17 protein-coding genes are annotated in these 16337 nt (G+C 72.6%); 8 read left to right on the top strand and 9 right to left on the bottom strand.

The window, feature by feature from the left end:
• Positions 1-8 precede the first annotated feature (8 nt).
• On the bottom strand, positions 9-1223 hold the full coding sequence (locus ABT041_RS09310; RefSeq protein ID WP_351181523.1) for an acyl-CoA dehydrogenase family protein: 1215 nt from the start codon (positions 1221-1223) through the stop codon (positions 9-11).
• Positions 1224-1385: 162 nt separating this feature from the next.
• Here ABT041_RS09310 and ABT041_RS09305 point away from each other — a divergent pair, with 162 nt between their 5' ends.
• Positions 1386-2033, top strand: coding sequence for a TetR/AcrR family transcriptional regulator (locus ABT041_RS09305; protein ID WP_351181520.1), 648 nt, complete (start codon positions 1386-1388; stop codon positions 2031-2033).
• Between the two features lie 42 nt (positions 2034-2075).
• On the opposite strand, the gene def is transcribed toward ABT041_RS09305, so the two are convergent.
• Positions 2076-2633 carry a peptide deformylase gene (def, locus tag ABT041_RS09300; protein WP_351181517.1) on the bottom strand — a complete coding sequence of 186 codons (558 nt, stop codon included), beginning with the start codon at positions 2631-2633 and terminating at the stop codon, positions 2076-2078.
• A gap of 126 nt (positions 2634-2759) precedes the next feature.
• Between def and ABT041_RS09295 the strand changes: the two genes are divergently transcribed.
• The 5 genes from ABT041_RS09295 to ABT041_RS09275 all read left to right on the top strand — a co-directional run bounded on the left by ABT041_RS09295 (position 2760) and on the right by ABT041_RS09275 (position 7402).
• Positions 2760-4007, top strand: a complete 1248-nt coding sequence (locus ABT041_RS09295) for a Mur ligase family protein (protein WP_351181514.1) — start codon at positions 2760-2762, stop codon at positions 4005-4007.
• 19 nt (positions 4008-4026) lie between these two features.
• On the top strand, positions 4027-4755 hold the full coding sequence (locus ABT041_RS09290) for a type 1 glutamine amidotransferase (protein WP_041128037.1): 729 nt from the start codon (positions 4027-4029) through the stop codon (positions 4753-4755).
• A gap of 206 nt (positions 4756-4961) precedes the next feature.
• Positions 4962-5987 (top strand): 6-phosphofructokinase, encoded by a 1026-nt coding sequence (locus ABT041_RS09285; protein ID WP_351181511.1) that lies wholly within the window; start codon positions 4962-4964, stop codon positions 5985-5987.
• A gap of 102 nt (positions 5988-6089) precedes the next feature.
• On the top strand, positions 6090-7040 hold the full coding sequence (locus tag ABT041_RS09280; RefSeq protein WP_351181508.1) for a cytochrome c oxidase assembly protein: 951 nt from the start codon (positions 6090-6092) through the stop codon (positions 7038-7040).
• A gap of 161 nt (positions 7041-7201) precedes the next feature.
• Complete coding sequence (locus ABT041_RS09275) at positions 7202-7402, top strand: hypothetical protein (protein WP_351181505.1); 201 nt, start codon at positions 7202-7204, stop codon at positions 7400-7402.
• 21 nt (positions 7403-7423) lie between these two features.
• Here ABT041_RS09275 and ABT041_RS09270 read toward each other — a convergent pair whose 3' ends face one another.
• Positions 7424-8449 (bottom strand): DUF3048 domain-containing protein, encoded by a 1026-nt coding sequence (locus tag ABT041_RS09270; RefSeq protein WP_351181502.1) that lies wholly within the window; start codon positions 8447-8449, stop codon positions 7424-7426.
• Between the two features lie 79 nt (positions 8450-8528).
• Here ABT041_RS09270 and ABT041_RS09265 point away from each other — a divergent pair, with 79 nt between their 5' ends.
• Positions 8529-9236, top strand: a complete 708-nt coding sequence (locus ABT041_RS09265) for a lysophospholipid acyltransferase family protein (RefSeq protein WP_351181975.1) — start codon at positions 8529-8531, stop codon at positions 9234-9236.
• A 64-nt stretch (positions 9237-9300) separates the two neighbouring features.
• Positions 9301-10335 (top strand): NAD-dependent epimerase/dehydratase family protein, encoded by a 1035-nt coding sequence (locus ABT041_RS09260; RefSeq protein WP_351181500.1) that lies wholly within the window; start codon positions 9301-9303, stop codon positions 10333-10335.
• A 70-nt stretch (positions 10336-10405) separates the two neighbouring features.
• On the opposite strand, the gene ABT041_RS09255 is transcribed toward ABT041_RS09260, so the two are convergent.
• The 6 genes from ABT041_RS09255 to ABT041_RS09230 all read right to left on the bottom strand — a co-directional run bounded on the left by ABT041_RS09255 (position 10406) and on the right by ABT041_RS09230 (position 16328).
• Positions 10406-11983: an alpha/beta hydrolase gene (locus ABT041_RS09255; protein ID WP_351181497.1), complete on the bottom strand. Its 1578-nt coding sequence runs from the start codon at positions 11981-11983 to the stop codon at positions 10406-10408.
• 142 nt (positions 11984-12125) lie between these two features.
• On the bottom strand, positions 12126-12869 hold the full coding sequence (locus ABT041_RS09250; RefSeq protein ID WP_351181972.1) for an urease accessory protein UreD: 744 nt from the start codon (positions 12867-12869) through the stop codon (positions 12126-12128).
• Complete coding sequence (gene ureG, locus ABT041_RS09245) at positions 12866-13543, bottom strand: urease accessory protein UreG (RefSeq protein ID WP_351181494.1); 678 nt, start codon at positions 13541-13543, stop codon at positions 12866-12868. Before ureG ends, ABT041_RS09250 begins: the two co-directional genes overlap by 4 nt.
• A 28-nt stretch (positions 13544-13571) precedes the next feature.
• Entirely contained in the window at positions 13572-14237 is a 666-nt protein-coding gene (locus tag ABT041_RS09240; RefSeq protein WP_351181491.1) for an urease accessory protein UreF, read from the bottom strand.
• On the bottom strand, positions 14237-15958 hold the full coding sequence (locus ABT041_RS09235) for an urease subunit alpha (protein WP_351181488.1): 1722 nt from the start codon (positions 15956-15958) through the stop codon (positions 14237-14239). The genes ABT041_RS09240 and ABT041_RS09235 overlap by 1 nt, the downstream gene beginning before the upstream one ends.
• Complete coding sequence (locus tag ABT041_RS09230; RefSeq protein WP_351181485.1) at positions 15951-16328, bottom strand: urease subunit beta; 378 nt, start codon at positions 16326-16328, stop codon at positions 15951-15953. Before ABT041_RS09230 ends, ABT041_RS09235 begins: the two co-directional genes overlap by 8 nt.
• Positions 16329-16337: the final 9 nt, after the last annotated feature.

The raw sequence follows: 16337 nt of genomic DNA, 5'->3' as shown, positions 1-16337 counted from the left end.
CGGTCGCGCTACTTCGCGAGCGCGCGGCTGATGACCATGCGCTGGATCTCGCTCGTGCCCTCGAAGATCGTGTAGATGGCCGCGTCGCGGTGCATGCGCTCCACCGGGTACTCGCGGGTGTAGCCGTTGCCGCCGAGGATCTGGATGGCCTGGGCGGTGACCTTCTTGGCGACCTCGCTCGCGTACAGCTTGGACATGGAGCCCTCGGCCGCGGTGAAGGGCTTGCCGGCGGTGGCCATCCAGGAGGCGCGCCAGACGAGGAGGCGGGCGGCGTCGATCTGGGTGGCCATGTCGGCGAGCTGGAAGGCGACGCCCTGGTTCTCGATGATCGGGCGGCCGAACTGGACGCGGGTCTTGGCGTAGTCGAGGGCGACCTCGTAAGCGGCGCGGGCGGTGCCGACGGCCATGGCGCCGACCGCCGGGCGGGAGGCCTCGAAGGTGGCCATGGCGGCGTTCTTGACGCGCTCGCCGCCCGCCCTGGCCTTCTCCCGGGCGCGGGCGAGGCGCTCGTCCAGCTTGTCCTTGCCGCCGAGCAGGCAGGAGCCGGGCACGCGGACGTCCTCCAGGACGACCTCGGCGGTGTGGGAGGCGCGGATGCCGTGCTTCTGGAACTTCTGGCCCTGGGAGAGGCCGGGGGTGTTCGGCGGCACGATGAAGGAGGCGTGGCCCTTGGAGCCGAGCTCGGGGTCGACGACGGCGACGACGACGTGCACGTTGGCGATGCCGCCGTTGGTCGCCCAGGTCTTGGTGCCGTTGAGGACCCACTCGTCCTTGGCCTCGTCGTACACGGCGCGGGTGCGCATGGAGGCGACGTCCGAACCGGCGTCGGGCTCGGAGGAGCAGAAGGCGGCGACCTTGACGTCGTTCGCGTCGCCGTACATCTGGGGGACCCAGGTGCCGATCTGCTCCTCTGTGCCGTTGGCGAGGACGCCGACGGCGGCGAGGCCGGTGCCGACGATGGAGAGGGCGATGCCGGCGTCGCCCCAGAAGAGCTCCTCCATCGCCATCGGGATGCCGAGGCCGGTCGGGTCGAAGAACTGCTGGGCGTAGAAGTCGAGGGAGTAGATGCCGAGCTTGGCCGCTTCCTGGATGATCGGCCAGGGAGTCTCCTCACGCTCGTCCCACTCGGCGGCCGCGGGGCGCATCACATCGGCGGCGAAGCCGTGGAGCCAGTCGCGGACCTGCTTCTGGTCCTCGTTGAGTTCGAGCGTGAACTCGCCCATGTTCCCTCCCAGCATGACGTTACTTGCGGTAACAGCAGTCTGTTACCGACGGGTAGAGGCTGTCAACCTGCGATGGAGCCCTTCGGCCCGACCGACATCGGATCCCGGCCGGGTGTTACGTTGCGACAGCCTCACGAATCGCACGGGCGGGGAGACACGCACATGGACATCGCACACCGGGACACCCACCAGCAGACGCCCGCCGAGCAGCGGCGCCGCGAGCTGCTGGAGGCGGCGGACCGGGTGGTGCTCCGGGACGGCCCCCGGGCGTCCATGAACGCGATCGCCGCCGAGGCCGGGATCACCAAGCCGATCCTCTACCGCCACTTCGGCGACAAGGGCGGGCTCTACCGCGCCCTCGCCACCCGGCACACCGACGCGCTCCTCGCCTCGCTGCGCGCCTCCCTCGACGCGCCCGCCGACCGGCGCCGCCGCGTCGAGGCCACGCTCGACACGTACCTGGCGTCCATCGAGGCGATGCCCCAGGTCTACCGCTTCCTCATGCACCCGGCGGAGGAGCCGCACCAGACCGAGCAGGGCTTCGACGTCGGCCGCCACTCGGCCCCGCTGCTCCGCCGCATGGGCGAGGAGCTCGGGCAGGTCATCGCCGAGCGCGTCGACCTGGGCCCGGCCGCCGAGGCCCAGGCCAGGATCTGGGGCCACGGCATCGTCGGCATGATGCACGCGGCCGGCGACTGGTGGCTCGGCGAACGCCCCTGCTCCCGCGCCGAACTCGTCAAGAGCCTGGCGGACCTGCTGTGGGGTCGCCTGGCGGAGGCGGACGACCGGCCGGGCGGGCCGGGGTTCTGACGGAGTTCCGAAGCGGCGGGGGCCTGCGGACACCCCCGTTCCCTAGGCGATCCGGTCCGCCCCGCTCCCCCACGGCTGCTTGCGGATCGTGCGCAGCAGGCGTGACTTGCGCCACCCCGTGACGTGGTCCGCGTAGACCCCGCCCTCCAGGTGGTCCGTCTCGTGCTGGAGGCAGCGGGCGAAGAACCCCGTGCCCTCGATCCGTATCGGAGTGCCGTCCAGGCGGACGCCCTCCACCACCGCGCGGTCGAAGCGCGGCGTCGGCGCCTCCAGGCCCGGCAGGGACAGGCAGCCCTCGGGGCCGCGGATCTCGTCGCCGTCCGCCTCCACCAGGCGCGGGTTCACCACATGCCCCAGGTGGCGGTTCTCCTCGTCGTCGGGGCAGTCGTACACGAAGACCCGCAGGCCCACGCCGACCTGGTTCGCCGCCAGGCCCACGCCGTGCGCCGCGTACATCGTGGCGAACATGTCCTCGACGAGACGGGCCAGTTCGGGTCCGAAGTCGGTGACGGGCGCGCAGGGCGTGTGCAGTACGGGGTCGCCGAGGAGCGTCATCGCTCGGACGAGGCCGGAACTGCCGGGGATGGGGCGGTTTCGCATGGCCGTAAGGGTACGGTCCGGCGTGACCTCCGTGTTTCGTGCGGCCGCTTGCCGGTGCCGCTGTTCGGGCTGCTGGCCGGATCTCGATAGGCTGAGCCCGGACCGACGCAAGGAGGAACAAGAACGATGTCAGGACACCCCGGTAATCCAGAGCCGCTGTCGCCGCGCGCCAAGCTGGCCGTGACGGCGGGCAAGGCCGCGGCCGCGGTGTCGCGTGCGGCCGGGCGCGGCAGCGGATCGGTGATCGGCGGCCGGGTGGCGCTGAAGCTCGACCCCGACCTGCTCGGTCGGCTCGCGCAGCACCTGGACGTCGTCCTGGTGTCGGCGACCAACGGCAAGACCACCACGACCCGGCTGATCGCGGAGGCCCTGCGCGCCGCCGGTCCCGTGGTCTCCAACGCCCTCGGCGCCAACATGCCCGCGGGCATCACCTCGGCGCTGGCCGGCGGCTCGGAGTCCAAGTTCGGCGTGATCGAGGTCGACGAGAAGTACCTCGCCGGCGTCGCCAGGGACACCACGCCCAAGGCGATCGCGCTGCTCAACCTCTCCCGCGACCAGCTCGACCGCGCGGCCGAGACCCGGATGCTCGCCGAGAAGTGGCGCGAGGGCCTCAACGGCACCAAGGCCGTGGTCATCGCGAACGCCGACGACCCGCTGATCGTGTGGGCCGCCTCCTCCTCCCCGAACGTGGTGTGGGTCGCCGCCGGCCAGGAGTGGAAGGACGACGCCTGGTCGTGCCCCGCCTGCGGCGGTGTGATGCAGCGCCCCGGCGACGACTGGTTCTGCGGCGAGTGCGGCTTCCGCCGTCCCGCGCCGAGCTGGGCGCTCAGCGGCGACCACGTGCTCGACCCGCACGGTTCGGCCTGGCCGATCCGGCTCCAGCTGCCCGGCCGCGCCAACAAGGCGAACGCCGCGACCTCGGCGGCCGTCGCCGCCGTCTTCGGGGTGCCGCCGCAGGTGGCCCTGGAGCGCATGTACCAGGTGCAGGCCGTCGCCGGACGCTACGACGTGGTCTCCTTCCAGAACCGCGACCTGCGTCTGCTCCTCGCGAAGAACCCGGCAGGCTGGCTCGAAACGTTTTCCCTCATCGACGGGCCGCCCGCCCCGGTGATCCTCTCCGTCAACGCGCGCGGCGCCGACGGCACGGACACCTCCTGGCTGTGGGACGTGGACTACGGCCGGCTCGCCGGCCACCCGATCATGGTGATCGGCGACCGGAAGCTGGACCTGGCGGTCCGCCTGGAGGTCGCGGGGGTGGACTTCCGCGTCTGCGAGACGATCGACGAGGCCGTCGCGATGGCCCCGCCCGGGCAGATCGAGCTGATCGCCAACTACACCGCCTTCCAGGACGTCCGCCGCCGCGTCGGCAACTGACCCGTAGAGGACTTGCAGCATGAGTGACAGCAGCCTGCGCCTGGTCTGGGTCTACCCGGACCTGCTCAGCACCTACGGCGACCAGGGCAACGTCCTGGTCGTCCAGCGCCGTGCCGAACAGCGCGGCCTCAGCGTCGAGCGCGTCGACGTCCGCAGCGACCAGCCGGTGCCGACCTCGGGCGACATCTACCTGATCGGCGGCGGCGAGGACCGTCCGCAGCGGCTCGCGGCCGAGCGGCTGCGGCGGGACGGCGGCCTGAGCCGGGCCGCCTCCAACGGCGCGATCATCTTCTCGGTCTGCGCCGGGTACCAGATCCTGGGCCACGAGTTCATCAACGACCTCGGCGAGCGCGAGCCCGGCCTCGGGCTCATCGACGTGATCTCGACCCGCGGCGAGGGCGCCCGCTGCGTCGGCGACGTCCTCGCGGACATCGACCCGCGCCTGGGCCTGCCCCAGCTGACCGGGTTCGAGAACCACCAGGGCATCACCCATCTCGGCCCGACGGCCCGGCCCTTCGCCCGGACCGTCTTCGGCAACGGCAACGGGACCGGCGACGGCACCGAGGGCGCGTACAACGACACCGTCTTCGGTACGTACATGCACGGCCCCGTCATGGCGCGGAACCCGCAGATCGCGGACCTGCTCCTGAAACTGGCCCTCGACGTGAACGCGCTGCCGCCGACCGACGACCGCTGGTACGAGGCGCTGCGCGCGGAGCGCATCGCGGCGGCGACCCAGCCCGCCTGAGCGACGCGGGCCAAGCCCGCCCGAGCGGAGGCGACCCGGCCCGCCCGGGTCAATCCGCGCACCGCTGTGGGTCCCTCGTACGAACGTACGTTGTCCACTGTGCGGACATCCGGTTCGGCCCCGCCACCCTGCGGCGATAGGGTGGCGGGGATCCAGCCGGACGACGTGGTCCGGGAGTCGGCCCACGTTGCAAAGGTTTTTGGGCTATGCGCATTGGCGTGCTCACCTCCGGCGGAGACTGCCCCGGTCTGAACGCTGTCATCCGTTCCGTCGTGCACCGCGCCGTCGTCGATCACGGCGACGAGGTCATCGGCTTCCACGACGGGTGGAAGGGCCTCCTGGAGTGCGACTACCGCAAGCTCGATCTCGACGCGGTGGGCGGCATCCTGGCCCGCGGCGGCACCATCCTCGGCTCCTCGCGGGTCCAGCCCGCGCACCTCGTCGACGGCGTCGAGCGGGCCAAGGGCCACGTCGCCGACCTCGGCCTCGACGCCATCATCCCGATCGGCGGCGAGGGCACCCTCAAGGCGGCCAACCTGCTCTCCGAGGCGGGCCTCCCTATCGTCGGCGTCCCGAAGACGATCGACAACGACATCGCCTCCACCGACGTCACCTTCGGCTTCGACACCGCCGTCACCGTCGCCACCGAGGCCCTCGACCGGCTGAAGACCACCGCCGAGTCGCACCAGCGGGTCCTCGTCGTCGAGGTGATGGGCCGCCACACCGGCTGGATAGCGCTGCACTCCGGCATGGCCGCCGGCGCGCACGCCGTGGTCGTCCCCGAGCGCCCCTTCGACATCGACGAGCTGACCGCCCGGGTCGGCGAGCGCTTCGAGGCCGGCAAGCGGTTCGCGATCGTGGTCGTCGCCGAGGGCGCCAAGCCGCGCGAGGGCTCGATGGACTTCAAGACCGCCGGGACCGACATCTACGGCCACGAGCGCTTCACCGGCATCGCCAACCAGCTCTCCGCAGAGCTGGAGGGGCGCCTCGGCAAGGAGGCCCGCCCGGTCATCCTGGGGCACGTCCAGCGCGGCGGCACCCCCACCGCGTACGACCGCGTCCTCGCCACCCGCTTCGGCTGGCACGCCGTCGAGGCGGCGCACCGCGGCGAGTTCGGCATGCTGACCGCCCTGCGCGGCACGGAGATCACGATGGTCCCGCTCGCGCAGGCCGTGGAGACCCTCAAGACGGTCCCGGCCGACCGGTACGACGAGGCGGAGTGCGTGCTCTGACGGCTCCCCTCCGTGACATCCGCCCCCGGTCGCAGTCGCGGCCGGGGGCGGTTCTAGTCTGGTGCGGACAACAAGCGCGAATCGGGCTCCAGGAGTGTACGGATGGATCACAGCGGGCACGGCATGACCACGGATCTGCCGCCGTTCACGCTGGGACGGGGCCTCGAGTTCTCTCCCGACCTCTTCTTCCTGATCGGATGCCTGACGGCGCTCGGTCTGTACGGGTGGGGGGTCGCGCGGCTGCGGCGGCGCGGTGACGCGTGGCCGGTCAGCCGGACGGTGTTCTTCACCGTGGGCGTGCTGAGCGTCGCCCTGGTGATGTGCACCAAGCTCAACGACTACGGCATGGTCATGTTCAGCGTGCACATGGTGCAGCACATGGTGATCTCCATGCTGTCGCCGATCCTGCTGCTGCTCGGGGCGCCGGTGACCCTCGCTCTGCGGGCGCTGCCGGTGGCGGGCCGGGGCTCGACGGGGCCGCGCGAGCTGCTCCTGAAGCTGCTGCACAGCCGGTACATGAGGGTGATCACGCACCCGGCGTTCACGATCTCGATGTTCATCGCGAGCCTGTACGGGCTGTACTTCTCGCCGCTCTTCGACTTCCTGATGGGGTCCAAGGCCGGGCACATCGGCATGATGGTGCACTTCCTGATGGTGGGCCTGGTCTTCTTCTGGCCGATCATGGGGGTGGACCCGGGCCCGCACCGGCCGGGGTACGTCATGCGGATGCTGGAGCTGTTCGCGGGCATGCCGTTCCACGCGTTCTTCGGCATCGCGATGATGATGGCGACGCAGCCGCTGGTGGAGTCGTACAAGAACCCGCCGGCCTCGCTCGGCATCGACGCGCTCACCGACCAGAACGCGGCGGGCGGCATCGCCTGGGCGTTCAGCGAGATCCCGTCCGTCCTCGTCCTGATCGCGCTGGTCTACCAGTGGTACCACTCCGAGCAGCGGCAGGCCGTCCGCAAGGACCGGGCCGCCGACCGGGACGGCGACAAGGAGCTGGAGGCGTACAACGCGTATCTGGCGAGCCTGCAGGCGCGGAGCCGCTGACCTTTCCCCGGCCGTTTCTCGGGCCCGGTGCCGTGCGCGGCGCCGGGCCCTTTCGCGTTCCGGCGCACGTCGGAGCGTCCCGGGAGTAGCGCGCGCCCCTCTCGCGGGGTGACGATGGGCTGGACGGCGTAACCGGCCCCGGCCGGGAGGAGGGCGGGCTGATGTCCGGTCCCACGAAGACGATGGCGGTGCTCACGTGCGCCGCGCTGGTGCTGACGACGGCCTACACGGTGGCACTCGGCAGCAGCGGCTGGCTCTGGTTCGGCCTGGTGGTCCTGATCGTGGTGACGATCGGGATGGCGGCGGCGGACAGCTCCGTACCACCTTCTCCGCGTCCCCGCCCGCCGGGCACCACGTCCTGAGCGGCGCGCCCAGGTCGCTCCCTAGCCGCGCGGGGCCAGGACGATCCAGGTCTGGCCCGGGGCGAAGGGCAGGGGCTTTCCGGCCGGGGTGGTGAAGGTGGTGCCGGACGTCGCCGAGGGGCGGGACCAGCGGGCCTCGTGCGCGCGTCCGTCGCGCAGGACGAGCGCCGTGCCGCTGCCGACGGTCTCGCTGTACGGGGAGACCGAGCCGAAGCGGTCGTGGAAGCGGGAGGGGCGGATCGTGACGCGCTGGACGACGACCGTCTCCGGGGTGAGCGGGCCGGTGTCGGTGGTGCGGGCCGCGCGGCCGTCCATCGCCACCCGCCAGGCGCGGTCGGCGGCGGACCAGGTGAAGGTGTAGCGGGCCGCCGGGTAGCGGACGGACGAGGTCGTGACCGGGGTGCCACCGGGCGGGGCGGGCCCGAAGCGGAAGCCGATGTCCCGGGCGTCGTCGGCGCGCGGGACGGCGGCGAGGGCGCGGCCGGGGCGCAGGTAGAGGTTGTGCGGGGCGGGACGGTCCGCCGAGCGCCGGAAGGCCTGGGGCGTGGTGGTCTCCGTGACGAGGTGGAGGGGCGCGGCCCGCAGCAGCGGGGTGAGGGCGGACTGGGCGCCTGAGTAGGCGAGGACCGGGCGGCCGAAGTCGCGGAGCAGCGCGATGTCGGATTCGCGGGCGCTGCGGACGGGTCCGGTGAGGGCGGGGAGGTGGGAGGAGTAGACGGCCATGAGCCGGGTCACGCCGCCCTCGACCTGTTCGACGTAGACGAGGTCGGCCGCGCCGAGTCCGGTGTGGGGGCGGGCCGCCGGGACGTTGTCGAGCTTCACGGCCAGGACGGGGGCGGGCCGGGCGGGGAGCCCCGTGAAGGGCGAGACGCCCGTGGGCGTGGTCGCGGGTGGGGTGGCCGGTGGGGTGGCGGGCGCGGTCGTCGGCGTGGGGCTGGGCTCCGACGGGCCCGAGTCGGAGCAGCCGTAGAGCCCGGCCGCCGTCAGCGCGCACAGCAGCGCGGTGAGGACGCGGCCGGGGCGCCTGACCCCGCGCTCGCCTGTCATGTGACGCTCCCCCACCAGTGGACCACGGGCCCCGGCAGGGATACAACGGGCGTTGACGGACGACGAACGGGGGCCGCGCGTGTTCTACCAGCTGATGAAGTACGTCCTGCTCGGACCGCTCCTCAGGCTGCTCTTCCGGCCGCGGATCGAGGGGCTCGAACACATCCCGGAGGAGGGCGCGGCGATCGTCGCGGGCAATCACCTCTCCTTCTCCGACCACTTCCTGATGCCGGTGGTCCTGGACCGGCGGATCACGTTCCTGGCGAAGCAGGAGTACTTCACGGGGCCGGGGCTCAAGGGCCGGCTGACGGCCGCCTTCTTCCGGGCCGCCGGGCAGATCCCGGTGGACCGGTCCGGGAAGGAGGCCGGGAAGGCGGCGATCCGGGAGGGCCTCGGCGTCCTCGACCGGGGCGAGCTGCTCGGTATCTATCCCGAGGGGACGCGTTCGCACGACGGCCGGCTGTACAAGGGGAAGGTGGGGGTGGCGGTGATGGCGCTGACGGCCGGGGTGCCGGTGGTGCCGTGCGCGATGGTGGGGACCTTCGAGATCCAGCCGCCGGGGAAGGTCGTGCCGAGGATCCGCCGGGTCACCATCCGGTTCGGGGAGCCGCTGGACTTCTCCCGGTTCGCCGGTTCGGCGGGCGAGAAGGCCGTGGTGCGCGCGGTGACGGACGAGATCATGTACGAGATCCTGCGCCTGTCGGGCCAGGAGTACGTGGACGAGTACGCGGCGGTGGTGAAGGCCGCGGAGGCCGCCTCGGAGAAGTTCCCGGACGGGGAACGCTGAGGGCGGATCCGCGCACGGCGCAATGCACTGTGCCGCCGCCCCGGGCAGCCGTAGCGTCCCGGTCATGACCAAGGGAAACGCGTTCGTGCTGGGTGCGACGGGACAGGTGGGGCGGGCGGCCGTGCGGGCGCTCGTCGCGGACGGCTGGGAGGTGACGGCCGCCTCGCGGGGCGGCTCCAGGGACGACAGGTGGCCGGACGGGGTCCGGGCGGTCCGGCTCGACCGGGACGAGGAGGGCGCGCTGGCGGCGGCGCTCGGCGAGGGCACCGACGTCCTGGTGGACATGGTGGCGTACGACGCCGGGCACGCCGCCCAGCTGACCGGGCTCGCGGACCGGATCGGCTCGGCGGTGGTGATCTCCAGCGGTGCGGTGTACGAGGACGAGCAGGGCCGCAGCTTCGACACCCAGGACCGGCCGGACGGCTTCCCGCGCTATCCGGTGCCGATCCCGGAGTCGCTGGCGACGGTGGCCCCGGGCGACAGCACGTACAGCACCCGGAAGGTCGCCCTGGAGCAGGCGCTGACGGCGGCCGGGGAGCTGCTGCCGACGACGCTGCTGCGGGCCGGCTCGATCCACGGCCCGCACTGCCGGTCGCCGCGCGAGCTGTTCTTCGTGAAGCGGGCGCTCGACCGGAGGCCGGTGCGGGTGCTCGCGTACGGCGGCCTGTCGCAGTTCCATCCGGCGAACGTGGACAACCTGGCCGAGCTGATCCGGCTCGCGGCGGCGCGGCCCGGCACGCGGGTGCTGAACGCCGGCGATCCCGAGGTGCCGACGGTCGCGGAGATCTCGGCGGCCGTGGACGCGGTCGTGGGCGTGGAGAGCGAGCTGGTGCTCGTGGACGGGCCGCCGCCGGTGGGCATCGTGGGTGAGACGCCGTGGGGTCTGGACGCGCCGATCGTGTACGACATGACGGCGGCGGAGCGGGAGTTGGGCTACCGGCCCGTGGTGGGGTACGCGGAGTCGCTGCCGGCGACGGTGGAGTGGCTGACGGAGCGGCTCGCGGGCCGGGAGTGGCTGGAGGCGTTCCCGAACCTCGCGAAGTACGGGCAGGACTGGTTCGACTACGCGGCCGAGGACGCCTGGCTCGCCTCGCGTTGACGCACGGGCGCGGACGCGCGGAGGGGCGGCCGCCGTGTGGCGACCGCCCCCTTGTGGCGTGGTGCGGGTGTTACGGCTTGGGCGTGGCGTGCGGCTCGCACGTCACGTCCTGGCTGTCCACCTTGCCGGTGAGCAGGTACGTCTCGACCCGGGTGTTGATGCAGGGGTTCACCAGGCCGGTGACGCCGTGCGAGCCGGCGTTCTGCTCGGTGATGAGACGCGAGCCCTTGAAGCGCTTGTGCAGCTCGACCGCGCCGGCGTACGGCGTCGCCGCGTCACGCTCGGACTGGACGATGAGCACCGGCGGCAGGCCCTTGCCGGTCTTGACCTGGGTCGGCTTCTGGCGCGGCGCGGACCAGGTGGCGCACGGCAGGTTCATCCAGGCGTTGGCCCAGGTCATGAACGGGTACTTCTCGTGGAGGGCGGTGTTGTCCCGGTCCCACTTGTTCCAGTTCGTCGGCCAGGGCGCGTCGGCGCACTCGACGGCGGTGTAGACGGCGTTGCCGTTCTCCGACGCGATGTTGCCGGCGGTGTCGGTGAGGTCGGCGGCGGCACCGTCGATGAGCGGCTGCGGGTCACCCGCGGCGTACGCGCTCCAGGCCTCCGCGACCGGGGCCCACCCGGAGTCGTAGTACGGGGCGCTCTGGAAGAAGCCGATGAGCTCGGCCGGTCCGACCTTGCCGCCCAGGGGCTCCTTCTTGGCGGCGGCGCGCAGGGTCACCCACTGCTGCTGGACCTTCTCCAGGGTGTCGCCGAGGTGGTACGTGGCGTCGTTCTGGGCGACCCAGGTCATCCAGTCCTTCAGACGACCCTCGAAGGCGATGTCCTGCTCCAGGTTGGCCTGGTACCAGATGTTGCTCTTCGCCGGGTTGACCACGCTGTCGACGATCATGCGGCGCACGTGGTTCGGGTACAGCGTGCCGTAGACGGCGCCCAGGTAGGTGCCGTACGAGACGCCGATGAAGTTGAGCTTCTTCTCGCCGAGCGCGGCCCGGATGACGTCGAGGTCACGGGCGGTGTTGCGCGTCGTCATGTAGGGCAGCATGTCGCCGCTCTTCTCGGCGCAGCCCTTGGCGTACTCGGCGGCCAGCTTGCGCTGGGCGAGCTTGTCCGCCTCGCTGTCCGGGACCGGGTCGAGCTTCGGGCCCTTGACGAACTCGGTCGGGTCGACGCAGGAGATGGGCGCCGAGTGGCCGACACCGCGCGGGTCGAAGCCCACGAAGTCGTACGCCTTCGAGGTGTTCACCCAGAGCGGGTTCTTGGTGGTGACCCGGCGCGGGAAGCGCAGACCGGAACCGCCGGGGCCGCCCGGGTTGTAGAGCAGCGCGCCCTGGCGCTCGGCGGGCGTGCCCGTGGACACGACGCGGTCCACGGCGAGCTTGATCTTCTTGCCGTTCGGCTTGGCGTAGTCGACCGGGACGGTGACCCAGCCGCACTGGATGGGCTTGGCCAAGCCCCAGTCGGCCGGGCAGTCCTGCCAGTCGATGCCGGCCTTGGCGGCCTCGGCGGCGGCGATGGTCGCGCCCCACGCCTCTTCGTCACGGTCGTGGCCGGTGACCGCACCGGCCGTGGGCGCCGCGAGCGCGGTCGCCATGAGCGTGCCCGCTATCAGAGTGCCGGCCGAGCCGAGCACTGCTGTGCGTCTCAATGGTCCTCCCCCAGAAGGAGTCTGTGTGTCCGGGGGATCCTTTCGTCCCTGGGGCTCACGATGAAAGGGCGTACACCTGTTTCTTTGCCGAACCAATAACCGGTGACAGGTGTACCGCTGAGCGGTGAACGTGCGGAGACGGTCAGAACGGGACGATTCCGACAAGTACTTCGTCGAGGAGCCGGCGCAGGGCGAGCGCGTCCGGGGCGACGGCGGTGGCGAGGGCGGCGGGCCCGGCAAGCGGGCTGACCACGGCGTTCTCCCCGAACCGCCGTGCTTCCACCGGCTTGTCGGCGAACGCCGGGTCGACGACGAGGAGTTGGCCGGTGGCCCGGTGGCCGCCGAGGACCGCGCCACCGTCCCAGCCGCCGGGCGCGCCCGGGCCGAAGGCCAGCTCCTGGTCGAGCAGGGGGCGACCGGCGCGGCGGACGGTGAGGCGGGTGGTGAGGGTGCCGGGCGGCTCGCCGTGCCGGCCGAGGACCTGTTCCTCACGGAGGACGAGCCGGGCGGTGGACGCGAGGTCGACGGTGGTGCGCATCCGCAGGTCCGAGCCGGCGGCGGAGATGAGCTGTTCGGGCAGCCAGCGGAGCTCGGCGTCCTCGCCGACGGCGATCCTGACGTCGTACGTGGCGGGGTCGGCGCTCCGGCCGGGCAGGGCGAGGGTGGCGGCGGCCGAGTCGACCAGGAGCCGGGCCCCGTCCCGTACCTCCGTCTCGATCGCGAGCCGGTCGCCGCCGAGCGGGGCGCTCATGGCCCCGACGACGGTGACCCGGGTGTACGGTGCGGCGGCCCGGGTGCGGCGCAGGGCGAGGGGGCCGTCGCTCACCAGGAGCGGGAGGCCGCCGTCGGCCTCGGCGGCGATCCGGGCGGTGGCGTGCAGGCTCACGCGGTCCACGCCGCGAGCTGTGCCCGGACCCAGTCGGCGACGGGGGCGACGCCGTTCTCACCGCGCAGCGAGGTGAAGGCCACGGGCAGCTCGCCGCGCTGTTCCTTCGCGTCGCGGGCCATCCGGTCCAGGTCGGAGCCGACGTGCGGGGCGAGGTCGGTCTTGTTGACGACGAGGAGGTCGGCGGTGGTGACGCCGGGGCCGCCCTTGCGGGGGATGTCGTCGCCGCCGGCCACGTCGATGACGAAGATCTGGGCGTCGACGAGCCCCTTGGAGAAGGTGGCGGTGAGGTTGTCGCCGCCTGACTCGACGAGGATGAGATCCAGGGGGCCGACCGTGTCCTCGAGCTCCTCGACGGCTTCGAGGTTGGCGGAGATGTCGTCGCGGATGGCGGTGTGCGGGCAGGCGCCGGTCTCCACGGCCTGGATGCGCTCGGGCGGCAGGACGGCGTTGCGGAGCAGGAACTCGGCGTCCTCGCGGGTGTAGATGTCGTTGGTGACGACGGCGAGGGAGAGCGTGTCGCGAAGCTCGCGGCAGAGGGCGGCGACGGTGGCGGTCTTGCCGGAGCCGACGGGTCCGCCGAGCCCGATGCGCAGGGCGCGGCGGGTGCCGTCGGGCCGGTGGGCGTCGGCGGAGACGGCGCCGTGGTGGGTGTGGGCGTGGTCGAGGTGCATGGGGCGGCTCCTGGGGGGTGCTGCGTGTTTACGAGGCGAAGAGGCGGACCGGCCAGGCCGCGTGCTGTTCGGCGGTGAGGTCGAGCAGCGGGGCGGAGGCGGCGGGCAGGGCGTCGACGCCCTGCCGGGCGGCTTCGGCGGCGCGTGCGGCCACCTGGTCCATCTCGGGCGTGAGGCGGGCCAGGACGGCGGTGGCCTGGTAGGGGTCGAGGCTGAGGAGGCGGACGGCCGCGGTCGCCGGGCCGCCGACCGTCTCGTACGCGACGCAGTGCGCCGCGTCCTCGGGGCCGAGTCCGGCGGCCCGGGCGGCGGTGCCGAGGACGACGGGCTGGTGGGCGCCGCGCGGGAACGCGTCGGCGAGCGCGTCGAGTTCGGGGCTCGGCCAGGCGGCGCGGGCGGCCCGCATCAGCTGGCGGCCGAGCTTGCGGGCGGCGGCGCGCAGGGCTTCCGAAGGGGTGCGGGCGTCGGCCGCCGCGTCGAGCTCGAACGGGTCGAGTCCGTGCGCGGCCCCGGCGGCGAGGGCCGCCGAGGTGAGGCCGGTGGTGTGCAGGCGGCCCCGGCAGAAGGCCTCCAGGTCGGTGGCGTCCTTGATGCGGCCGGCCTTGACGGCGGCCTCGGCGCCGCCGGAGTGGGCGTGCCCGCCGGCGGGGAACCGCCCGTCGGCGAGCACGAGGAGAGCCGAGCGTGTCGTCATCAGAAGAGGAAGTAACGCTGGGCCATGGGCAGTTCGGCGGCGGGGGCCGGTTCGACCGTCTCGCCGTCGATGGTCACCGAGAAGGTGTCGGCGTCGACCTCGACCCGGGGCAGGGCGTCGTTCTCGCGCATGTCGGCCTTGGTGACCCGCCGGGTGGAGCCGATGGCGGTGAACTCCTTGTGCAGCCCGAGCTTTCGGGGCAGGTCGTCCTCGATCGCCGCCTGGGCGACGAAGTTGACCGAACCGGCCGCGGCGGCCCGGCCGAGCGCGCCGAACATCGGGCGGGGCAGGACCGGCTGGGGCGTGGGGATGGAGGCGTTGGCATCGCCCATCTGCGCGTAGGCGATCTGGCCGCCCTTGACGACGACGAGCGGCTTCACGCCGAAGAAGGCGGGCTCCCAGAGGACCAGGTCGGCGAGCTTGCCGGGCTCGACCGAGCCGATGAGGTGGTCCATGCCCTGGGCGACGGCCGGGTTGATCGTGTACTTGGCGACGTAACGACGGGCCCGGTGGTTGTCGGCGGCACCGTCGCCGGGCAGGGCGCCGCGGCGCTTCTTCATGACGTGCGCGGTCTGCCAGGTCCGCATGATCACCTCGCCGATCCGGCCCATGGCCTGGGAGTCGGAGGAGATGATCGAGATGGCGCCGAGGTCGTGGAGGACGTCCTCGGCGGCGATGGTGGAGGGCCGGATGCGGGACTCCGCGAAGGCGAGGTCCTCGGGGACGGCCGGGTTGAGGTGGTGGCAGACCATCAGCATGTCGAGGTGTTCCTCGATGGTGTTGACGGTGTGCGGCCGGGTCGGGTTGGTCGAGCTGGGCAGCACGTACGGCTCGGAGACGACGGTGATGATGTCGGGGGCGTGCCCGCCGCCGGCGCCCTCCGTGTGGTAGGCGTGGATCGTGCGCCCGGCGATGGCGGCGAGGGTGTCGCCGACGAAGCCCGCCTCGTTCAGGGTGTCGGTGTGGATGGCGAGCTGGGCGCCGGTCTCCTCGCACACGCTCAGACAGGCGTCGATGACGGCGGGGGTGGCGCCCCAGTCCTCGTGGATCTTGAAGCCGAGGGCTCCGCCGCGCAGCTGGGAGTGCATCGCCTCCCGGGACATCGTGTTGCCCTTGCCGAGCAGGCCGATGTTGACGGGGAAGGTGTCCAGGGCCTCGAACATCCGGGCCATGTGCCAGGGGCCGGGCGTGACCGTGGTCGCCTTGGTGCCCTCGGCGGGGCCGGTGCCGCCGCCGACGAGGGTGGTGACGCCGGTGGCGAGGGCCTGCTCGACGACGGTCGGCGAGATGAAGTGGACGTGGGTGTCGACGGCGCCCGCGGTGACGATGCGGCCGTTGCCGACGATGACCTCGGTCTCGGGGCCGATGACGAGGTCCGGGTGGACGCCGTCCATGGTGTCGGGGTTGCCGGCCTTGCCGAGTGCCGTGATGCGGCCGTCCCGGATGCCGATGTCCGCCTTGACGATCCCCCAGTGGTCGATGACCACGGCGCCGGTGATGACGGTGTCGGGGGCGCCCTCGGCCCGGGTGGTGCGGGCCTGGCCCATGGACTCGCGGATGACCTTGCCGCCGCCGAAGACGGCTTCCTCGCCGGCGCGGCCGGGGCCGCCGCAGCGGTCCTCCTCGATCTCGACGAGGAGGTCGGTGTCGGCGAGCCGGATGCGGTCGCCGGCGGTGGGGCCGAACAGGTCGGCGTAGACGGCGCGGTGGAGGTCAGGCACGGTCGCCGTCCTTGTCCTGGTCCTGGTCCCGGTCGGTGGTGGCTTCGGTGATGGCCTCGCCGGGGTCGAGCGGTCCGGCGGTCTCGCCGCGCAGGCCGGGGACGATCCGGCGGCCGGCGATCGGGACGAGCTCGATCTCGACGGGGATGCCGGGCTCGAAGCGGACGGCGGTCCCGGCGGCGATGTGCAGGCGCTGCCCGTGGGCCGCGGCGCGGTCGAAGTCCAGACCGGGGTTGACCTCGGCGAAGTGGTAGTGGGAGCCGACCTGGACGGGCCGGTCGGCGCTGTTGAGGACGGTGAGGCGGGTGACGGGGCGCCCCTCGTTGAGGGTGACGGGCCCCTCCGCGTACAGGATCTCTCCGGGGATCATCGGCGGCCG

It is taken from the genome of Streptomyces sp. NPDC002825, assembly GCF_040295385.1.
In the GTDB taxonomy this organism is placed as follows: domain Bacteria; phylum Actinomycetota; class Actinomycetes; order Streptomycetales; family Streptomycetaceae; genus Streptomyces.
This window is presented reverse-complemented; position numbering and strand designations above follow the sequence as displayed.